Here is a 22028-nt window from a genome sequence, read left to right as displayed (position 1 = left end):
ATTATATTGAATCCAAATCTATGAGTGCACAAAGTATATTTTATATCATCATCGCTATTTTGATCGTTGATTTTCTAATCGATAGCATTATTGGCCATCTCAATGCTCGAAAATTTGATGATCCTATTCCAGAGGAACTAGAAGATGTATATCAGAAAGAGGAATACGAAAAATCACAAGCATATAAATTGGAAAACTATAGATTCTCCAATATAACCGGGGTGTTTTCCCTGGTTTTGACACTTGGTTTTCTAATGTTCGATGGTTTTGATTATGTTGATCTTTTTGCTAGAGAAACAACATCCAACCCCATTCTTATCACCCTTATCTTTTTTGGAGTTATTACCCTGGGCAGTGATATCATTACAACCCCTTTCTCCTATTACCACACTTTTGTTATTGAAGAAAAATATGGTTTCAACAAATCCAGTATAAAGACTTTTATACTAGACAAGCTCAAAGGCTGGCTAATGATGGTAATCTTCGGAGGAGGAATACTTGCGCTCATTGTTTGGTTCTATCACATCGCAGGATCAAACTTCTGGCTATACGCCTGGGGTCTTGTTGCAGTATTTACCTTATTGATCAATATGTTATACAGCCGAATTATCGTTCCATTATTTAACAAACAAAGTCCTTTAGAAGAAGGAAGCTTAAAATCAAAAATACAGCAGTATGCTGCTAAGGTAGGATTTCAGTTGGATAACATCTTTGTGATCGATGGTTCCAAACGTTCTACCAAAGCCAATGCCTATTTTTCAGGCTTTGGAAAACAAAAAAGAATTACACTTTACGATACATTGATTGAAGATTTGGAAGAAGAAGAAATCGTAGCGGTACTAGCCCATGAGGTAGGCCACTACAAACGGAAACACATCATCTTCAATGTCATTGCTTCTATTGTCTTGACTGGGCTTACACTTTATATCCTTTCACTGTTTGTTAGTGTCCCTGAGCTTTCATTAGCCATCGGAGTCTCTCAAGCCAGCTTTCACGCCGGACTAATCGCTTTTGCGATCCTATACAGCCCAATATCAGAATTAACTTCACTTATTATGAATTATTTTTCAAGAAAGTTTGAATATCAAGCAGATAATTACGCTAAGCAAACCTATGCTGCTCAACCACTTATAACTTCATTGAAAAAACTATCAAAAAATAGCTTGAGCAATTTAACACCACATCCGGCATATGTTTTTGTACATTACTCCCATCCAACCTTGTTACAACGATTTAAAAACTTAAAATCAAGCAGCCATAAGTAACCCTTGGTTACCTTTGATCTTTATTACACAAAAAACAAGCGAAGTAGCGTAATACTTCAGCTTTGGTAAGGTTTTCCCTTAAAAGGAGACCAATAGAAACAGGCATAAAATTTGTTGTTTAATAACAAAGATTATTATACTTTTAGTCTATGAGGGTATTAGATGAAGAAAAAGAAAACAAACAGATCGCACGACAATATAAGGAGTTATTGCGTATCAGTTATCAAACGTTAAGTGATGAGGACAAAAAACTCATACGACACGCTTTTGATACAGCTGTTGATGCGCATAAAGATGTAAGACGTAAGAGTGGTGAGGCTTATATATTCCACCCCATTGCGGTGGCTAAGATTGTTGCCCAACAAATTGGGTTGGATGCTACTGCTATTGCTGCGGCACTTTTACACGATGTGGTAGAAGACACAACATACACCCTTGAAGACATGAATGAGATGTTCGGAGAGACCGTTGCACGCATTGTAGATGGTTTAACCAAAATCTCTAAGATTTCCTCTGAACAGGATATCTCCTTACAAGCGGAAAACTTCCGCAAGATGTTACTTACCCTAAATGATGATGTTCGTGTTATACTCATTAAAATAGCCGACAGACTTCACAATATGCAGACCATGGATTCCATGGCTCCGCACAAACAGGTTAAAATAGCCTCAGAGACCCTATACATCTACGCTCCACTAGCCCACCGTATTGGCTTGTATAACATCAAAACGGAGCTTGAAGATTTAGGACTGAAGTACACTGAACCGGGCATTTATAACGAACTGGTCAGTAAAATGGAAGAGAGCAAGGACTCCCAACAGAAATACATCGAGTCCTTTAGCGAAATCATCAAGGAGAGTTTAGATGCAGAAGGCTTGAATTATGTGATACGAGGTCGCTCAAAATCCATATTTTCAATACACCGCAAAATGCTAGCGCAAAACGTTAGTTTTGACGAAGTTTATGACAAGTTTGCACTTCGCATAATATATAAAAGTGATCGGGAGAACGAAAAGTTCTTGGCTTGGAAGATCTATTCTATTGTTACGGACCACTTCCGCCCAAACCCTACAAGACTACGTGATTGGATTTCATCTCCAAAGGGAACAGGTTACGAAGCACTTCACATCACCGTAATCGGCCCTAAAGGCAGATGGGTAGAGGTTCAGATTCGAAGTGAACGTATGCACGAGATTGCTGAAAAGGGTTATGCTGCGCACTTTAAATACAAACACGGAGATCAACAAGAACAGGGAATAGAAGGCTGGTTGAATAAACTGCAAGAAGCGCTGGAGAATTCAGAAGGTAACGCCGTAGATTTTGTTGAAGAATTTAAATTAAACCTCTATTCCAAAGAAATATTTGTCTTTACTCCCAAGGGTGAGCTCAAATCCTTACCAAAGGGAGCTACACCATTGGACTTTGCCTTCAACATCCATACAGAGATTGGTGTAAAGACCAGAGGTGCTAAAGTCAATGGTAAATTAGTGCCATTGAGTAGGGAATTAAGAAGTGGAGATCAGGTAGAAATCATTACCTCTGAAAGCTCCAAACCTACTGCGAACTGGCTAGATTATACCACAACGGCTCGAGCACGATCTAAAATTAAATCTTCTTTAAAAGAAGAGAAGAAAAAAATTGGAGAAGAAGGAAAAGAGCTCCTCAGGCGTAAATTAAAACAACTCAAAATCACCCTTAACGAAAAAACGGTGAATGATTTGGTGGTTTACTTTAAGCTCAAAACCAGTTTGGACTTATTTTTCCGTGTAGGGATCAATACCATTGACAACCAAAAGTTAAAGGAATTTGCTGCCTCCAGAAACAATACCTTTATTAACTTCTTTAAAAACAGGATTCGTAAACCTGCCACAGCAGAGGAGATTCATAAAGAAGAGGTTACCAACAACTACGATTCTTTAGTTTTCGGTAAAGAGGAAGAAAAACTGGATTATACGTTCTCCAAATGCTGCTCCCCTATTCCAGGTGATGATGTTTTTGGATTTATTACCGTTAATGAAGGGATTAAGGTGCATACCAAGAATTGTCCTAATGCCATTAGTTTACAATCCAATTACGCTTATAGAATTATCGCCGCCAAGTGGATTGACTCCACACAGCAGGAGTTTACTGTAATCATCAAATTGGAAGGACTTGACAACCTCGGCCTTGTAAACAACGTCACCAAGGTAATATCCAGTAACATGCATGTAAACATGAAAAGTATTAACTTTGAAACTGAAGGAGGTGTCTTTTCCGGAAAGATAACCATTGAGGTTAAAAATAAAACCATCTTGAAAAAATTGTTAGAAAATCTCAAAAAGATTAATGGAATCGATAAAGTGAGACGAATTTAATTTTAAACACTACCTTTGTAGTTTAATTTGCAGACCTGATCATGACGACAGATAAGAATCAAGAAATCGTTAAAAATGTGTTCACCAGCTTCTTAGAAGATAATAAGCACAGGAAAACTCCTGAGCGTTATGCCATCTTACAAGAAATATACCAGAGTGAGGAACATTTTGATATAGAATCACTCTACATCAAAATGAAGAACAAAAATTATAGGGTTTCTCGAGCAACTTTATACAACACTATTGAGTTATTATTGGAATGTCGCTTGGTCAGAAAGCATCAGTTTGGTCAAAATCAAGCGCACTATGAGAAATCTTATTTTGACAAACAACACGATCACGTAATCCTTACTGACACTGGAGAGGTTATGGAGTTTTGTGATCCACGCATACAAAACATCAAAAAAACAATAGAAGAGGTTTTTGATATTAAAATTGACAATCATTCTCTCTATTTCTACGGAACAAAAAATCAAAAAAATTAATAATTTTATTTACGGACAATGGCAGTAGATTTACTACTTGGACTACAATGGGGAGACGAAGGAAAAGGTAAAATCGTAGACGTTCTCACCAAAAACTACAATATTATTGCCCGTTTTCAAGGAGGGCCTAACGCTGGTCACACTTTAGAATTCGACGGCATCAAACACGTTTTAAGAACCATTCCTTCCGGAATTTTCCACGAAGATTCCATAAATGTCATCGGCAATGGAGTGGTAATTGATCCCGTTGTATTTGTTAAGGAACTTGAAGGTCTTCAACAATTCAATATTGATTACAAGAAAAAGCTTATTATTTCTAGAAAGGCACACTTAATCCTTCCTACCCACCGTCTTTTGGATGCTGCTTCTGAAGCCTCGAAAGGTAAAGCTAAGATCGGTTCTACCCTAAAAGGGATTGGGCCAACTTACATGGATAAAACAGGTAGAAATGGACTTAGAATCGGCGATCTGGAATTAGCTGATTTTGAAGATCGTTACAGAGCATTGGCTGATAAGCACCAGGCTATGATTGATTTCTACGATGTAGATATTCAATACAACCTAGAGGAGCTGGAAGCTGAATTCTTCCAAGCTGTAGAAGAGTTGAAAACACTTCAATTTATCGACAGTGAAGAATATCTAAACCAAGCATTAAAGAATAACAAGACTATACTGGCAGAAGGAGCACAAGGATCTTTACTGGATATTGACTTTGGAACCTATCCTTTTGTAACATCTTCAAACACTACTGCTGCAGGAGCTTGTACCGGACTTGGCGTAGCTCCTAACAGAATTGGAGAAGTATTTGGAATTTTTAAAGCCTACACTACCAGAGTTGGTAGCGGGCCCTTCCCTACTGAACTATTCGATGAGGATGGAGAAAAGATGGCTAAAATCGGAAACGAATTTGGTGCCGTTACAGGTAGACCAAGACGTTGCGGATGGTTAGACCTGGTAGCTTTAAAATACGCTGTACAAGTCAACGGAGTTACACAACTTATGATGATGAAAGCTGACGTACTTAGCGGATTCAAAAACCTTAAAGTTTGTACTGCTTATAAATACAATGGAAAGACTATCGAGCATTTGCCGTATAACATAGAACCGGAAAACCTAAGCCCTGTGTATACCGAGATGAAAGGTTGGGCAAAGGATCTTACTAAGCTTAGCTCTGAGAAAGACTTTCCACAAGAATTGAACGATTATATCGAATTCTTAGAAAAAGAATTAGAAGTGCCTATTAAAATTGTTTCTGTTGGTCCAGACAGAACTCAAACAATTCATAGGTAAACTAGAAACGAATCATCTAGGTTATATATTTTACACAAATTTAAGCACAAACCGGTCCCTTGGATCGGTTTTGCTTTTTATATCAATGGAATCTAAAAAAGGGAATGATGTGATTTGTATAACGAACTCCCTTATCACTGACCAGGAAGTAATTAACCCTTGAATTATCAACAAAAATAGCTACTGATATTAAGCTCATTGCGTAATTTGAGATGGAGATTATCCTTTGAATTAAAAGTCTAATCTAAAAAAACATCCCTAAGGCAGAGATACACAATAGACATAACAATGACTTTTTAAACAATCCCTCATTGATATTCTTAAAGGTTAACTTACCCATATACTGTGCGAGAAGAAAAACGGGAAGTATCAATAGACTGGTTTTCAAATGGCTGAAATTTAATATACCACTAACAGCTAATGCTGGAACCCGAACAAGAGTTACCAGACCAAATATACCGATCATAGTTGCTCTAAAAACCCTGATTGAGGAGGTTGAGTTTTCCACACAAATCACATAAAGGGGACCTCCGGTAGAAAACACTCCAGAGAAAAAGCCAGCCATGGCACCAAAACCGGCAGTCCCTACATTATTCAACTTTAATTTCCACCTACCTGTCGCAACATATAGAACATATAGAATAATAAAAACACCCAAGGCTCTTTTTAAAACTAAAGGTTTCGAAAAACGAAGCACCAATACCCCTACTATAATCCCGATAATGGTTGCTGTCGTTATTTTTAGAATGACCTGCTTATCTATGTTTTTCCATTCTTTAAAAACTAAGCTAACGCTGGAGAAGAAGTAAAATATTGAAACATATGCGATGGCATCAGGCAAAGGCATCGCAAGCAGTAATAGAGGTAACGACACCAATGTACCCGCAAAACCTACAACCGTCTGCACATAAAATCCAGCAAAAATTCCGGTGGCCAAACAAAAAAGCAATGTATAATCCATAACTATTAGGGTAAAACTAAGCGATCTATTAGAACAACAAAATTATTTGAATTACCACTGAATCAAAAATTGAATAAATGGAAAATCGAAGTATTTACGGTTGAAAAATTGTATTTTTATACAAACAACACTCGAAAAAATGGTTGATACAATAGATTTACAAATAATCGAAATTTTAAAACAAAATTCGAGATACTCCTATGCAGAGATAGGCCGAAAAATTTCCCTTTCCTCCTCCTCAATTCGAGAACGCGTTCAGAAACTTGAAGACACCGGAATCATTGAATCCTACACCCTAAAAATAAATACCAAGCGCTTAGGATACACCATGGAGGTATTCATCCTTCTGAAGATATTTGACGGTAAATTAAACTTGGTACTAAACGAAATCCACGGATTCAAAGAAGTCGAGTATGCACACCGCATAACAGGACCTTACAACATCCATATTAAAGCCCTTCTAAAAGACCAAGAACACTTACAAAATTTTGTAGACACCTTAATTACCTACGGCAACCCCACCACCCTTTTGATCCTATCAGAAATTAAGCAAAAAGATTAAAAGAAATTGCACTTACCTATCCAACCATTTCTTAAAAGCAGCAACCTTGTTTTTACTAATCAGTACATCCTGATCAAAAATAGGATCTACCAGTAATTTCAGTTGGTTTTTACCATAAATATAGATCGACTTAATCGAGGAGATATTGATAATCAATTGCCGATTCACACGGTAAAAGCGATCAGTATCCAATTGCTTATACACCTCATCCAGACTACCATTTACAGCATAATCCTCATTGGAAAAAGTTCTTAAGAAACTTAGTCCATTATGTAAAAACACATAGGCAATTGAATCGGTATTTATGGCTATCATCTCATCCTTGTGATAGGTAATGATCCTTTGTTTAGCATTGGACTCACCCTGCCCCAAGTTGGTTTTGACCTCCTGACATTGTTGGGAACTTAACAATTGTTGATTTAAAGTATTTAGTAGATCTACTTCTTGATTAAGGCCAGCCATTTGTTTATTCACCAAGTGTTCATACTTGCGATACGATAAGCGTATTAACACATAACTAAGTGCAATAATTAATAATACTCCAAAAATAAAAACAACCAAAAATTTGTTATACAATGAGGCGAGCTGCATATGCATGGCATCAATATTCAGATGGGAAGCCACCAGCCAATCTGTACCCTCTACAGGATATATGGTAACTATTTCTGAATTTCGTTTGGGATCATTTTGAAAACTACGGATCCCTGATCTCGATATACCATCTTGCAACACCTCCAGAAAAGCTTTTGAGCTCCGGCTGTTCAACTTATGAAGATAAGAATCCTCCATGGTAATTTGATGGCCAATTAAGGCAGGATTAGGATGGCACAATTCTACCCCATCAGTGTTGTACATACAGATAAACTCCGTGGCTACATCCGTATTTAAAATACTTTGTTGAAGATTGGTTATCACCTGCTCCTTTGAAAGACCGGATCTTAACTGATATTCCAACAATCTTCCAATCTCTCGTACTTCCCTTTCTCCTGATTTAAGCCTATTGTCCAATAACTGATCTCTCGCAGATTGATAAACAGCATAAAACAACACTATTGAAACAATGACTACCGTTGCACTTAAACAAAATAGAATAATTTTATGTGGACCTTTGTTACGCATTCTAACTTTAGCTTTAGAGAGAATCATTTAAAAACCACTGTAAATTACAGTAATCTCAAAAGTTATAATAAAGATTCAGCTAAAAATATTCGGCTTCAAGTCTAAATTACTCCGCTTGAACCACTTTTCAACTTTAAAGCACCCCAACTAGAGATACTTTTGGTTTCAAAAGTAATCAGATATAAAACGAATTATGAAAAGAGGAACTATCATATTGGTGGGTGTCATTCTCGGGTTTATCTCCCTCCAATTAATCAGACCCGATTATAAAGAAATTGAATTCGACAGAGAACCCTTAGTACTTGAAGGTGTTCCAGTAGCTATAAACAAAATTCTGGAAAACTCATGTTTTAATTGCCATTCCTCCAGCCCAAAATTATCTTGGTATGACAAAATTACCCCTTTTAATTTTGTAGTGAACTCCCACATCAAAAAGGGATCGACACTTGTTAATTTCTCCAAATGGGATAGTCTTAGTGATGCCAAACGAAAGGGAACCTTATACTATAGTCTCAACAAAATAATGGCTGGAGAAATGCCGTTGCCAAGCTACACCGTGGTTCATCCATCATCTAGGATAAGTGAAGCACAAATGGAGATTATCAAAAACTATCTAAGTGGGATCACCTCCAGGCCACTTCTCGACAACAGCGCAAAACAACAACAGAAAACTATGGACACCAAGATTTCAGACCAAGACAAAAATGCAAAAACCGCTCGTAAGGATTACAGCTGGGTCGAAAAGTCGCCCAATGGTATTGCCTATATCCCCGATTACAGAAACTGGAAAGTTATCAGTACAACAGATCGATTTGACAACGGTACTATTCGAATCATTTTTGGTAATGATCAAGCCGTCAATGCCATCAGGAACAAAGAGACCAACCCATGGCCAGATGGCAGTATACTCGCCAAGGTACTGTGGAAACAAAAACAGACCAAGGAAGGGCTAATCACAACCGGTAACTTTATCCACGTTGAGTATATGATTAAGAATGCAGTAAAATACGCCGATACTCAAGGTTGGGGATGGGCACGATGGAAAGGCCAACAACTAAAGCCCTATGGAGATACAGCTGACTTTGTTCAACAATGTATTCGTTGCCACAGTCCTGTAAAAGACAATGACAATGTGTTTACCATCCCATTAAATTTAATTCAACTACATAAACCACTATAATGAAAAGATCAAATACAATTCAATACCTGACATTCATCCTGCTATGCTTCCAATTTGGTTGTCAGCCAAAGCCAATTGTCTTAAATCAAAAAGCATCCATTACAAAACTTAGTGACTTAGGGGAGAATCCCTTGTTACTCCAGGCGTTAACCACAGCTGTTGACCTGAACGAAAACCAGATGTCAACACTATACGCCAACAAAACAGGTGCGAACTACGCAATGAACTACCAGGGAAGCGATTTCCCTATAGGATCTCGAATCTATCAGATCACTTGGAAACGACAGCCGGACTCACTTTGGTATGGTGCTTTTATACCAGGAAGGTTAGTCTCCGTAGAACGCATCACCTTTAGTCGGGATAATTCCCCTAAGTACAGCTTTTTCAACGCACAGCTCTTGGAGCAGAAATCCGGTAATGATAGCTTGAAAACACAACAAATACTATCACAGCCCAGGGCGGTTTCTCCTTAAAATCGACAAGATATCAACGGGTATTTAAGCGTAAAACCGTGAGGCGTTTAAGGAACTTGGAATCACAAAAATTGTGGAACTCAGTGGTACAAAAGTGAACTGCTTAGGAGTTGAATTTTAAAAAATCCAATGCTTTTCCTTAAATTCGTCAAAACATAAGTTTAGCTACCTCAAAAAGCTTTATTTTTGTGGCAAAATTAGATTCAGTTTGATTAAGACCATTTTACATCTTTTCCTGTTGCTATTTTGTATTCCGCTTCTAGCGCAAACACCAAACACACAAGGGAAAAAGAAAATTGAGATTGTTTACGGAGGAGATATCAACCTAGATGAGGAGCGATATCCTGGGGCTACTATCTTCAACAAGGACGAAAAACAACAGGTACAATTTCGTCACGAAGGTGCAGATATGTGGTGTGATCTCGCCGTTCTTTACAAGGCCGATAACAGAATCGAAGCCTACGGTAACGTCTATTTCCAACAAGGGGATTCTATTCGTATGAATAGTGCTTATGTGGAATACAATGGAGAAACTAAAATTGCCCTGGCCAAAGACAGCGTAGTACTCAGAAACAACAGCATGACCCTAAGCACCGATGAACTCGAATTTAATAGGGAAACTCAACAAGCTTATTACGAGAACTTTGGAACAGTAAAAGACAGTGCCAACACCCTTACCAGTATTAAAGGGCGGTACTATATGGATATTGATAAGTACGAGTTCAAAACCGATGTCAAGATTACCCACCCGGACTACACTGTAAATTCTGCTCGGATGGATTATTACACCATCACCAAAAATGCTTATATGTACGGCCCTACCACTATTATAGGCGAGGATTATAAAATGTACTTTGAACGTGGGTTTTACAACACCATCGCAGAACAAGGCTATGGGCTTAAAAATACCAGAATTGACTATAGCCAGCGTATCATTTTTGGAGACAGCTTGTATTTTGACAAGGCCACTGAATTTGCTTCAGCGACTAATAACATCAAGGTTATAGACACGGTAAACGATGGTGTTTTAAGAGGTCATTACGCCGAGGTATACAAGGCAAAAGATTCGGTACTTGTTACCAAAAGAGCCTTAGCCATTACGCTATACGAGAAGGACTCGATGTACATTCATGCCGACACCTTAATGGTTACCGGTAAGGAAAACCAACGTGTGATACGTGCCTTTAGAGATGCGCGTTTCTTCAAGACCGATCTCAGCGGTAAATGTGATTCCATTCACACCAATGAACAAACAGGCTTAATTCAGCTGATTTCTTCAATACCAGCGGGTGCCCCGGAAAACAAGTTGGCGGCTTATAGACCAGTACTGTGGAGCGGGAAAACCCAAATGACAGGAGACAGTATTCACATTGTATCCAATACAGTCACTGAAAAATTGGATTCGTTAAAGGTTTGGGATAATGCCTTTATCATACAAAAGGATTCCTTAAGTGGTGTCACTTTCAAGGACAGCTTAAAACAAGGTTACAATCAAATCAAAGGAAAAACCCTCTATGGTTTGTTTGAAGAGAATGAACTTAGAGTGGTCAATATTGTCAAAAATGCTGAACTCATTTATTACCTGTGGAATGACGATGATGAATTCGTCGGTATTGACAAGAGGGTTTGTGGGCTCATTCAGATGATTATGGAGAACAATGAGATTGACAATACCACTTCCTTTATCAATGTAGAAGGAAAGATATATCCAGACGCAGAAATGCCCGTGAACGCACGGAAATTCAGGGGCTTTTATTGGAGGGGAGATGAAATGATACAAAGCGTTGATGATCTCTTTTCAAAGGAGGATAATGAAATAGTACTCCCTGTAATTCAAGGAGTCGATCATTCCATAGATCTCGACAACCCGAACCTAGCCCCTGAGGAACAGCAACTCAGCGTAGAAGAAAAGAAAAAAGAAGAAAAAGGAACATAAGGTAAGAGATCATGAAGGAGGATTTTTTTAAGTACCAAGCTCAGACAGGACCAAGTCCGCTGGCCTTGGAGGTTTCCCACGCCAAGGGATCCTATATTTACGACCGTAATCAAAAAGCACATTTAGATTTTGTAGCAGGCGTTTCAGCGAATACTCTAGGGCATAGTCACCCAAAGATCGTTGAGGCTGTTCAAAAACAAGCTGCTTCTTATATGCACGTGATGGTGTATGGAGAATACATCCAAACACCCGCTGTTGAATTTACCAAGTTGCTAGCGAAACAACTTCCAGACTCCTTACAGACAACCTATATGGTAAACTCCGGAACAGAGGCTATGGAAGGTGCTATGAAACTGGCCAAACGCAGCACAGGAAGAAGTGAAATCATAGCCGCAGTAGGTGCATACCACGGAAACACTCAAGGCTCTTTAAGCCTTATGGACTTCCCAGAACGCACTCAGGCCTATAGACCATTACTGCCAGGTATTAAACACATTGAGTTCAACAATCCGCAAGACTTACAACAGATCACCGAAGATACAGCTGCAGTGGTTTTAGAGACCATTCAAGGTGGCGCAGGTTTTATAGTACCCACAAACGATTACCTCAAAAAGGTAAAACAACGCTGTGAGCAGGTGGGTGCTCTACTGATCCTCGATGAAATACAACCGGGGTTTGGACGTACCGGAAAGCTATTTGCTTTTATGCATTACGGCATGGTACCTGATATACTGGTATTAGGAAAGGGAATGGCCGGAGGAATGCCTGTAGGCGCATTTACAGCCTCTGCTGACAGGATGGCATTACTCATGCAAAACCCTAAAATGGGACATATCACAACCTTTGGCGGGAATGCAGTGATAGCAGCTGCAGCACTCGCAACTCTTAAGGAGCTGACAACTTCCAATTTGCAAGATGAAACCCTTAGGAAAGAAAAACTTTTTAGGGAGCTTTTGGTACACACTTTGATTACTGAGATTAGAGGAAGAGGTTTAATGTTGGCACCTATTGTGGAGAATGAAGATATTGCCAACTATGTAATCCTAGAAGCCGCCAAGAAAGGATTGATCCTATTTTGGCTTTTATTTGAAGGAAAAGCGATACGCATAACGCCACCGCTGACCATATCCGATGAAGAAATAAAGCAAGGATGTGCTATAATTATCGAGCTCCTAGAGGATTGGAGAAATAAGAATGTTAACTAAATTGTTAATAACAAAGGAGGGTAAGGGCCGTATTGTACCTTTACAAATCCTAACTTTATTAACGTAGAAATCTAAAAATGCATGCCTATGCCATTTAGTGCTCACGAAGATCATAACCTTCCATTACAGAAATTCGAATCCATGTTGAAGACCAATGATGTGTATTTTTTTGACTCGGAAGATTTTCAGGAGATTATCCATCATTATTTGGATATCGGAAAAGTATCTCTGGCAAAAAAAGCACTTCAAATAAGTTTACAACAGCATCCAGCCTCATCGGAGCTAAAGCTCCTCAAGGTAGAGATACTCGTATTTGAAAATCATTTTGACCAAGCTGAAGGCCTACTGGAAGACATACAACTTCTAGAACCTAATAATGAAGAGATATACATTCAAAAAGCCAATATTCACTCTAAACAAGACGATCACAAAACGGCTATTGAACTCTTAAGACAAGCCCTTTCTATGACTGATGACAATGCAGATATCTATTCCCTACTCGGAATGGAGTACCTTTTTGTGGACGATTACCTATCGGCCAAAAATGCATTTGTTGAGTGTTTATCAGAAGATTTTGAAGATTATTCAGCCCTGTATAATGTCATTTATTGTTTTGATTATTTAGAGGACTTCGACGGTGCTATAGAGTTCCTAAACGATTATTTAAACAGAAACCCTTACTGCGAAGTAGCCTGGCATCAGCTAGGAAAACAGTTTGTAATCAAAGACATGTACAAGGAAGCATTGTCTTGCTTTGACTTTGCCATTTATTCAGATGACACCTTTGTTGGTGCTTATTTGGAAAAAGGACGCACCTTGGAGCGTTTAAAACGGTATAATGAAGCCATAGAGAACTACGAGATCACTTTAGAGTTAGATGATCCTACCTCCTTTGCATACCTTAGAATTGGTAAGTGCCATGAAAAATTGGGCAACAAAAAACTTGCTAAAAAATTCTACTATAAAACGGTACATGAGGATCCACTTTTAGACAAAGGATGGATTGCTATCACAGATTTTTATTACAAACAAAAAGACTATGAGAAAGCCTTACACTACATCAACAAGGCGATCAACATAGATAGCGAGAACGTACTTTATTGGAAGCGATGTGCCACAATAAACCAACATATGAATCTGTATATGGAGGCGAGCTTAGCCTATGAGAAAACCCTAAAACTTGGGAATTACGAATTGCAGACCTTTATATCTTGGACTGATTTAATGTTGGAGAATAACGACTGTGATGTGGCGGTGGATTACCTTTTGCAAGCTTTAGAGTTCTATCCGGAACACGCTGATGTTGAGTACCGTCTGGCGGGAATGTACTATATGTTACAAGAGCAAGAGAATGGGGATTTTTACCTCAAAAAAGCACTTGAACACAATTTCGAAGAAAAAGAAACCTTGGAAATACTTTTTCCATCGATTTACACTCAAAATGCGGTAAAAAATATTATTAGCAGTTTTAAAAACCCCTCGATTTAAATTTACTATTTTTGTTCGCCTAAGAACATAATAATGCAGAGAACATTCATTAACTACCTCGTTATATGCCTTAAAGGTATTGCGATGGGAGCAGCAGATGTGGTACCAGGTGTTTCTGGTGGAACCATTGCTTTTATTTCAGGAATTTACGAAGAACTTATTACTTCAATAAACAATATCAATCTTCAAGCACTTAAAATCTTAAGAACAGAAGGGATTAAAAAAGCTTGGCAACACGTGAATGGCAATTTTATGACTGCCCTACTTTTGGGTATAGCCATCAGTATTTTATCCCTCGCTAAATTAATGCACTGGCTGTTGGATGAATACCCTATAATGGTATGGTCCTTTTTCTTTGGACTCGTTGTTGCGAGCATCTTCTTTGTCGGAAAACAAATTAAAAAATGGGATGTGAGAGCCGTAGTTGGCTTTATTTTAGCCGCCATAATTGCTTATTTCATCACTACCCTTGGCGCCATGGATCAACACGGTAGTTACCCCTATATATTTCTATCCGGAGCCCTAGCGATTTGTGCCATGATACTACCAGGTATATCCGGAGCCTTTATATTACTACTTCTAGGATCTTATGGAACTATTCTTGGTGCATTAAGCGCGTTTGACCTTAAGACCGTCGGTGTATTTGTGTTAGGTGTTATCGTAGGGATTTTGAGCTTTGCGCGATTACTTAAGTATCTATTCACACACTTTGAGAATCTTACTCTAGCGATATTGACAGGTTTTATTTTAGGTTCCTTAAACAAGATATGGCCTTGGAAAATCGTTACAGAGATAAAGAAAATTGGAGATAAAACCATCATACTTGACAAAAGCACAAGCCCATTTAATTACCAGGGTGACCCACAAATACTTTGGGCAATAGGACTTGCAATTATAGGGTTTTTAACCATCTTCTTATTAGAAAAAGTAGCCACTGTAAAGAACGACTAGAAACTAAGACCAATTCATTAACTTATGCACTAAAAGCAACATAACTACGATTCAGAAAAATCAAAACCCAATAAAATGATACAACCCACCAGGACACTATCGGATAAGTTTTTTCTTTTTATAAAAGGATTGGCTATGGGTGCCGCGAATAAGGTACCGGGAGTATCAGGTGGTGTGGTTGCTTTTGTGGCAGGTTTTTATGAAGAGTTCATCTATTCGTTTCAAAAAGTCAATCTAAAGGCTTTTAAACTGCTGATTAACGGCCGTTTTAAAAGCTTTTTCACCTATATAAACGGACGCTTTCTAAGCCTGCTTTTGGCAGGTATGATTGTGAGTTACTTTAGTGTTTCTAAGATATTGGATTATTTCATCCAACAAAAGGAGCTGTATGTATGGGCTGCTTTTTTTGGAATGATTCTCGGTTCCATTTACTATATCGCCAAGGATTTTGATTATTGGAATAAAAGAACGATTCTCTTTTGCATTATAGGGATCGCTGCGGGCGCCTCGGTGAGTTATCTCAATCCTGCCAAGGAAAATGACAACTTACTTTTTGTCTTCTTTTGCGGAGTAATCAGCGTATCGGGAATGACATTACCGGGCTTATCAGGATCCTTTATACTGATCCTAATCGGAAACTACGTCCTACTATTGGTTGATTCCGTCAACGCCCTCTACGACACTTTTGCTGATCTTATTAAGTGGAACTTGGAAGCCATTCAAAGCCCTGAGCGCATGCGTTTATTATCGATTCTTGCGGTGTTCTCCTTGGGTTCAATAGTAGGTTTGGTGAGTTTATCTCATATTCTGAGCTACGTTTTAAAAAATTTTAAAAACAGAACGACTGCCATTATTCTAGGATTTATCATAGGCTCCTTAGGTGTGGTTTGGCCTTGGAAACAAAACATATACAAATACGGCCTTGATGGTCAAGTATTATTAGATTCCACAGGAGAAGAAGTAATTGCCAATTACCAACGTTATTTTCCAAACTTTGCCAGCAGTGAAACCTGGGCTGCTATGGGATTTATTATCTTTGGTATTGCCATAGTACTAGGGTTAGAATGGTATGGACAAAAAACAAGAAAAAATGCGTAGAAAATTTGGACTCCTTGGAAGAAACATCTCATATTCCTTTTCAAAGGGTTATTTCACTGAAAAATTTGAAACCTTAGGACTTAAGGACCATAGCTATGTAAACTTTGATGTCCAACAAATCGAGGACATCGCAACCATTGTCAAAGATACAGAAGGTCTGGTAGGCTTTAATATTACCATCCCATATAAGGAAGCCATATTCCCCTATCTGAGCGAAGTGGATCCTAAAGCAGAGGCTATTGGAGCTATTAATGTTGTAAAAGTTATGGAAAACGGACTTAAAGGCTACAACACCGATGTGATTGGATTTGAACGTTCCATTGCTCCCCACTTAAAAAAACAGCACCAAAAGGCACTTATACTTGGAACCGGAGGAGCTTCTAAAGCCGTTGAATTTGCTTTGAAATCCTTAGGCCTACACTGTCAATTTGTTTCAAGAACGGCTTCAGAAAATAAATGGAGTTACGATCAATTGAATAAAGACATCATGGAGCAGCACACCCTTATCATTAACTGTACACCATTAGGAACCTTCCCTAATATAGAGAACAAACCAGACATTCCTTATCAATACATCACCAAAGAACATTTGGTGTTTGACCTGATCTACAATCCAAAAACGACCAGCTTTATGAAACAAGCACAAGCCAATGGTGCTACTGCCGTCAACGGTCATCAAATGCTCAAGTTACAAGCTGAAGCAGCATGGGAAATATGGAATGACGGGGCTAAATAAACGAGACTACCAACACTGATTCCAACGCTAATGGTCAATACGAATACTAAACAAAAAAAATCCGAGGTCTTTTAACTCCCCGGATCTATTTATTATAATGTTATCGAATCATTGCTTATAGCAAATCAAACCGATCTAGATTCATTACTTTGGTCCATGCCTTTACAAAATCATTGACAAACTTCTCTTCAGCATCAGCACTACCGTATACCTCTGCAAGTGCACGAAGTTCTGAATTTGATCCAAAGATTAAATCTGCTCTGGTAGCTGTATATTTAACATCACCTGTAGTTCGATCACGCCCCTCGAAAAGTTCTTCATCTTCAGATATCGGTTCCCAAACCGTTCTCATATCCAATAGATTCAAGAAGAAATCATTGGTTAAGGTTTCAGGACGATTGGTAAACTGTCCGTGTTTAGAACCATCATAGTTGGTATTCAATGCGCGCATTCCACCTACAAGTACTGTTAACTCCGGAGCCGTCAAGTTCAACAACTGCGCTTTGTCAACCAGTAATTCTTCGGTAGAAACTTTAAACTTGGTTTTTCTATAGTTCCTAAAGCCGTCTGCTGCTGGTCGCAGGTATTCGAATCCAAGGATATCAGTTTGCTCTTGAGAAGCATCCATACGTCCCGGAGTGAACTCCACAGTGACATCATGACCGGCCCTTTTGGCTGCAATCTCTACCCCTACACTACCTGCTATAACGATCAAATCCGCCAATGAAACTTTTTTGTTTCCGGCTTGTGAAGCATTAAAGTCATTCTGAATATTTTCCAATTCATTCAATACCTTACGCAACTGAGTAGGGTTATTCACTTCCCAATCTTTCATAGGAGCCAAACGAATATGAGCACCATTGGCACCACCACGTTTGTCTGAACCGCGGAATGAAGAAGCGGAAGCCCAAGCGGTTGAAACCAATTCAGGAATCGACAAGCCGGATTCAGCGATCTTTTGTTTTAATGCCCAAACATCGGCAGCCTCCACAAGAATATGATCCACTGCCGGAATTGGATCTTGCCACACCAATTCTTCTTTAGGGATTTCAGGCCCTAAATAGCGGGTAATTGGCCCCATATCACGGTGTGTCAGCTTAAACCATGCACGAGCATAAGCATCAGCAAATTCATCGGGATTCTCATAAAAGTGTCTTGATATTTTACCATAAGCCGGATCCATTCGTAAAGAAAGGTCCGTGGTCAACATTGTCGGCCTGTGTTTTTTAGTAGGATCATGCGCATCAGGTGTATTTTCCTCGGCATCCCTCGCTATCCATTGTCTAGCTCCGGCAGGGCTAATATGTGGATCCCACTCATATTCAAATAAGTTTCTGAAAAAGGCGTTATCCCACTCAGTAGGGGTCTGTGTCCAAGTTACCTCAGGACCACCACCAATGGCATGTGAACCAACTCCTGTACCATAACTATTCTTCCATCCTAATCCTTGTTGCTCTATAGGAGCAGCCTCCGGCTCTGGACCTACATAATCTTTCGGTGATGCTGCACCATGCGTTTTACCAAAGGTATGCCCCCCGGCAATTAGTGCTACAGTCTCATAATCATCCATTGCCATTCGACCAAAAGTCTCTCGGATATCAACTGCTGCCGCCAAAGGATCCCAGTTTCCATCCGGACCTTCCGGATCAACATATATTAATCCCATAACCACTGCGGCTAATGGATCTTCCAAATCTCTCTTACCTGTATAACGTTCATCAGACAACCAGGTTGTTTCAGAACCCCAATATACATCTTCTGCAGGCTCCCATACATCTTCTCGCCCGGCTGCATAACCAAAAGTTTTGAAGCCCATAGTTTCCATAGCTACGTTTCCGCACAACACCATCAAATCTCCCCAAGAAATCTTTCTGCCGTATTTTTGTTTCACTGGCCAAAGAAGACGTCTAGCCCTGTCCAAAAGCACATTATCCGGCCAGCTATTCAAAGGAGCAAAACGCTGTTGAGCTGTTCCTGCTCCTCCTCTACCGTCACCAACTCTATAGGTTCCCGCAGCATGCCATGCCATACGAACAAACAACCCACCATAGTGACCAAAATCAGCAGGCCACCAATCTTGAGAATCGGTCATCAAGTTTCTTAAATCTTGCTTTAAGGCCTCAAAGTCCAAGCTTTCAAACTCCTTTCTATAGTCAAAATCCTGACCCATGGGATTGGATAACGATGAATTTTGACGAAGTATGTTGAGACGAAGCTTATTGGGCCACCAGTGATCGTTTTGGGTTCCACCACCGGATTGATTCGAATTACCACTTAAAAAAGGACATGCGCCATTAGACTTATCCTTGCCATTCATGCTCTCCATTATATGCTGTTTTTTAGTTAAACATTAAATTTTACCATTCGAAAGATAGGATTCATATCGATCGATTCGCTCTAATTGTTATCTATATAATTTATCCTACGATAAATTACCACAATGACACAAATCTTAACAAATCTTGATTCTTTAAAGATTTGTTGTAAAAATACTCCTGAAAAATACACAATTATGTATACAATTCATAATAACGAATTGTTAAGACTTCGGGTTCTAAACGAGACTTGACATCAATTGGTAAAACCTATAAAAAACAGAAGAATCTTCAGAATTTCATCCAAAAAATAGCGGTCTCACCCCCTTTAACAATCGCATCAATTAAGCGTAATCTTGACCTTTAAAAACCAATTCGATTTCAGACGCAAATCACTGTGAGAGAACCATCCAACAACTTTATACTTTGTTATTAAATATTTCACACTTCCTGCTAAAACACTTGGCTAATTTCAGACTTGTTAGTATCTTTCAACATCAAAGCATTGATGAACCATAAACATTTAGATAATGTTAGACGAAAAAAATGATAACCTGCAAGATGCAGATGGAGAGAAAAAGCAAGAAACCACAGTAGAAACAACATCAGAGCCACAAGAAACCCGGCAGGATCAAACTCCTAAGGAACAAGAAGATGTCGTAGAAGAACCAAAGCAAAATGCTGAGGACGAGGATGCTCATAATGAAATTGACCAATCCAACGCAGAAGATGCCGAGGATGAGGGAAATAAGGATCGCCATAATATCCCACTTTTGGACTATCATGCGATGAATATGGAGAAACTTGTTGAAGAGCTAGGTAATTTGGTGAGCAAGCAACGGGTTCAAGCTATAAAAACACATGTTGAACAGATCAAATCGGAGTTCGATTTAAAGTATCAGGATTTATATGAACAAAAGCGAGATGATTTTGTAGCAGATGGCGGCAATGAAATTGATTTCAGCTACACCTCCTCTACCAAAAAGAATTTCAACGAAATCTATGGTATCTACAGAGAAAAGCGTAACCACTATTATAAAAGCCTGGAAGAGCGCTTACAGAGCAATTTAGAGATTCGTCTGGAGATCATAGAAAAACTAAAAGGTCTCATCAATGTAGAGGAGAACATCAATGACACATACAAGCACTTTAAAAATCTTCAAGAACGTTGGAGAAATGCCGGTCCTATCCCAAGGGTACAGTACAACGACGTATGGCGTACCTACCATCACCACGTAGAGCGCTTTTATGACTTTTTGGACCTTAACAGGGAACTTAGAGACCTTGACTTTAAAAAGAATCTCGAAGAGAAGCTTAAAATAATCGAACAAGCCGAAGCCTTGGCTGAGATCCCGGATTCTAACAAGGCCTTTAGAGAACTTCAAATACTTCACAAAGTTTGGAAGGAAGACCTAGGCCCCGTAGACAGGGAACATAGAGAGGAAATATGGGAACGGTTCAGTGCTGCGACCAAAACCATTCATCAAAAAAGACAGGATTACTTCAAAAATCAAGATGAGATTCACGAAGTTAATTTGGTCGCTAAACTCGAGATTATTCAAAAGATCTTGGTGATCACAGAAAAACCTGCAAACAACCACAGTGGATGGCAAAAGCTCATCAAAGAAATTGAAGCCCTTCGTGAAGAGTTCTTCAACGCCGGACGTGTCCCCTATAAAGACAACGAAAAAACCTGGTCTGCCTTTAAGGATGCCGTACGACGATTCAATCGCAACAAAAATAGCTTCTATAAAAATCTCAAAAAAGCACAGCACACCAATTTAGATAAGAAAATGGAGCTGGTTAAAATCGCAGAAGCGAATAAGGATAGTGATGATTTCGATCAGACCACACCACTGATGAAAAAAATACAGGCGGATTGGAAAAAAATCGGTCACGTGCCCAGAAAGTATTCTGACAAGATTTGGAATGAATTTAAATCTGCTTGTAACCATTATTTCAATCGTCTTCACGAGCGTAAGAATGAATACCTCAAAGACGAGCTTGAGGCTTATGATAAGAAGAAGGATTTCATGGAAAGCCTAAAGACCTACCAACTTTCTGGAGACAAAGAAAAAGACTTAGAACAAATCAAAAGCTTTATCTCTCAGTGGAAATCCATGGGAAGCGTTCCCCAAAACAAAAAAAGTATTGAAGGTAAGTTCAACAAGGTTCTAGATGCGCTATTCAAAAAACTTGACCTTGGAAAACAAAAATCAGAGCTCATCAAATACGGGAATAAAGTCGATCAATTAGCCAGTTCAGACAACGAAAATCTCATTCAAAATGAGAGGATCTTTATTCGAAGAAAAATCGATGAGGTAAAATCAGAAATCCGTCAATTAGAGAACAACCTTCAATTCATTAATGCTGATGACGACAACCCTATTGTAATGGACGTTCGCAAAAACATCGACAAGCATCATGAAGATCTTGAACTTTGGAAAGCCAAACTCAAAAAATTAAAAAACATAGAACTAGAGTAGTTCACAGTGCCAAATAAGGTTTAACAAATAGCTAACAATACTAATATTAAAAAAACACAGCGAAAGAGTCATTATACCCTTTTAACAAACAGGAATAATAATGCCGTATAACTGAGCTCCTTTC

Annotated in this window: 17 protein-coding genes; 14 read left to right on the top strand and 3 right to left on the bottom strand. The window is 38.9% G+C overall.

Translation table 11 applies throughout. From position 1 onward, the window contains the following. Window positions 1–20: 20 nt before the first annotated feature. The 4 genes from ACN0TV_RS02815 to ACN0TV_RS02800 all read left to right on the top strand — a co-directional run bounded on the left by ACN0TV_RS02815 (window position 21) and on the right by ACN0TV_RS02800 (window position 5394). Window positions 21–1265: a M48 family metallopeptidase gene (locus ACN0TV_RS02815; RefSeq protein ID WP_417359886.1), complete on the top strand. Its 1245-nt coding sequence runs from the start codon at window positions 21–23 to the stop codon at window positions 1263–1265. 149 nt (window positions 1266–1414) lie between these two features. Further along, window positions 1415–3619, top strand: a complete 2205-nt coding sequence (locus ACN0TV_RS02810) for a RelA/SpoT family protein (protein ID WP_417359884.1) — start codon at window positions 1415–1417, stop codon at window positions 3617–3619. 41 nt (window positions 3620–3660) lie between these two features. After that, on the top strand, window positions 3661–4104 hold the full coding sequence (locus ACN0TV_RS02805; protein ID WP_417359882.1) for a Fur family transcriptional regulator: 444 nt from the start codon (window positions 3661–3663) through the stop codon (window positions 4102–4104). Window positions 4105–4122: 18 nt separating this feature from the next. Then, on the top strand, window positions 4123–5394 hold the full coding sequence (locus ACN0TV_RS02800; protein WP_417359880.1) for an adenylosuccinate synthase: 1272 nt from the start codon (window positions 4123–4125) through the stop codon (window positions 5392–5394). A 244-nt stretch (window positions 5395–5638) separates the two neighbouring features. Here ACN0TV_RS02800 and ACN0TV_RS02795 read toward each other — a convergent pair whose 3' ends face one another. Beyond that, window positions 5639–6355 (bottom strand): TSUP family transporter, encoded by a 717-nt coding sequence (locus tag ACN0TV_RS02795; protein ID WP_417359878.1) that lies wholly within the window; start codon window positions 6353–6355, stop codon window positions 5639–5641. A gap of 139 nt (window positions 6356–6494) precedes the next feature. Here ACN0TV_RS02795 and ACN0TV_RS02790 point away from each other — a divergent pair, with 139 nt between their 5' ends. Continuing rightward, a complete protein-coding gene (locus ACN0TV_RS02790; RefSeq protein WP_417359876.1) occupies window positions 6495–6917 on the top strand; it encodes an Lrp/AsnC family transcriptional regulator in 423 nt (140 codons plus the stop codon). A gap of 12 nt (window positions 6918–6929) precedes the next feature. Here the strand turns inward: ACN0TV_RS02790 and ACN0TV_RS02785 are convergent, their stop codons facing one another. Then, window positions 6930–8036, bottom strand: coding sequence for a LytTR family transcriptional regulator DNA-binding domain-containing protein (locus tag ACN0TV_RS02785; protein WP_417359874.1), 1107 nt, complete (start codon window positions 8034–8036; stop codon window positions 6930–6932). 193 nt (window positions 8037–8229) lie between these two features. On the opposite strand from ACN0TV_RS02785, the gene ACN0TV_RS02780 reads away from it, so the two are divergent. From ACN0TV_RS02780 to ACN0TV_RS02745, 8 genes are all read left to right on the top strand, one after another. After that, a complete protein-coding gene (locus ACN0TV_RS02780; RefSeq protein ID WP_417359872.1) occupies window positions 8230–9216 on the top strand; it encodes a cytochrome P460 family protein in 987 nt (328 codons plus the stop codon). Beyond that, window positions 9216–9689, top strand: coding sequence for a hypothetical protein (locus ACN0TV_RS02775; protein ID WP_417359870.1), 474 nt, complete (start codon window positions 9216–9218; stop codon window positions 9687–9689). The genes ACN0TV_RS02780 and ACN0TV_RS02775 overlap by 1 nt, the downstream gene beginning before the upstream one ends. 208 nt (window positions 9690–9897) lie before the next feature. Further along, window positions 9898–11625 (top strand): OstA-like protein, encoded by a 1728-nt coding sequence (locus tag ACN0TV_RS02770; protein ID WP_417359868.1) that lies wholly within the window; start codon window positions 9898–9900, stop codon window positions 11623–11625. Window positions 11626–11636: 11 nt separating this feature from the next. Then, window positions 11637–12830: an aspartate aminotransferase family protein gene (locus ACN0TV_RS02765; RefSeq protein ID WP_417359866.1), complete on the top strand. Its 1194-nt coding sequence runs from the start codon at window positions 11637–11639 to the stop codon at window positions 12828–12830. Between the two features lie 87 nt (window positions 12831–12917). Continuing rightward, on the top strand, window positions 12918–14318 hold the full coding sequence (locus ACN0TV_RS02760; RefSeq protein WP_417359864.1) for a tetratricopeptide repeat protein: 1401 nt from the start codon (window positions 12918–12920) through the stop codon (window positions 14316–14318). Between the two features lie 33 nt (window positions 14319–14351). Beyond that, the gene (locus ACN0TV_RS02755) at window positions 14352–15269 is read left to right on the top strand and encodes a DUF368 domain-containing protein (RefSeq protein ID WP_417359862.1); all 918 of its coding nucleotides are present in this window, start codon (window positions 14352–14354) and stop codon (window positions 15267–15269) included. A gap of 75 nt (window positions 15270–15344) precedes the next feature. Next, window positions 15345–16367, top strand: coding sequence for a DUF368 domain-containing protein (locus tag ACN0TV_RS02750; protein ID WP_417359861.1), 1023 nt, complete (start codon window positions 15345–15347; stop codon window positions 16365–16367). After that, window positions 16360–17103 (top strand): shikimate dehydrogenase family protein, encoded by a 744-nt coding sequence (locus ACN0TV_RS02745; RefSeq protein WP_417359859.1) that lies wholly within the window; start codon window positions 16360–16362, stop codon window positions 17101–17103. Before ACN0TV_RS02750 ends, ACN0TV_RS02745 begins: the two co-directional genes overlap by 8 nt. A 115-nt stretch (window positions 17104–17218) precedes the next feature. Here the strand turns inward: ACN0TV_RS02745 and katG are convergent, their stop codons facing one another. Further along, window positions 17219–19420, bottom strand: coding sequence for a catalase/peroxidase HPI (gene katG / locus ACN0TV_RS02740; RefSeq protein ID WP_417359948.1), 2202 nt, complete (start codon window positions 19418–19420; stop codon window positions 17219–17221). A gap of 528 nt (window positions 19421–19948) precedes the next feature. Between katG and ACN0TV_RS02735 the strand changes: the two genes are divergently transcribed. After that, the gene (locus tag ACN0TV_RS02735; RefSeq protein ID WP_417359857.1) at window positions 19949–21904 is read left to right on the top strand and encodes a DUF349 domain-containing protein; all 1956 of its coding nucleotides are present in this window, start codon (window positions 19949–19951) and stop codon (window positions 21902–21904) included. Window positions 21905–22028: the final 124 nt, after the last annotated feature.

The organism is Galbibacter sp. (assembly GCF_048266365.1).
Lineage (GTDB): Bacteria > Bacteroidota > Bacteroidia > Flavobacteriales > Flavobacteriaceae > Galbibacter.
The sequence above is the reverse complement of the archived record's forward strand: the minus strand, read 5'-3'. Positions and strand labels throughout refer to the sequence as shown.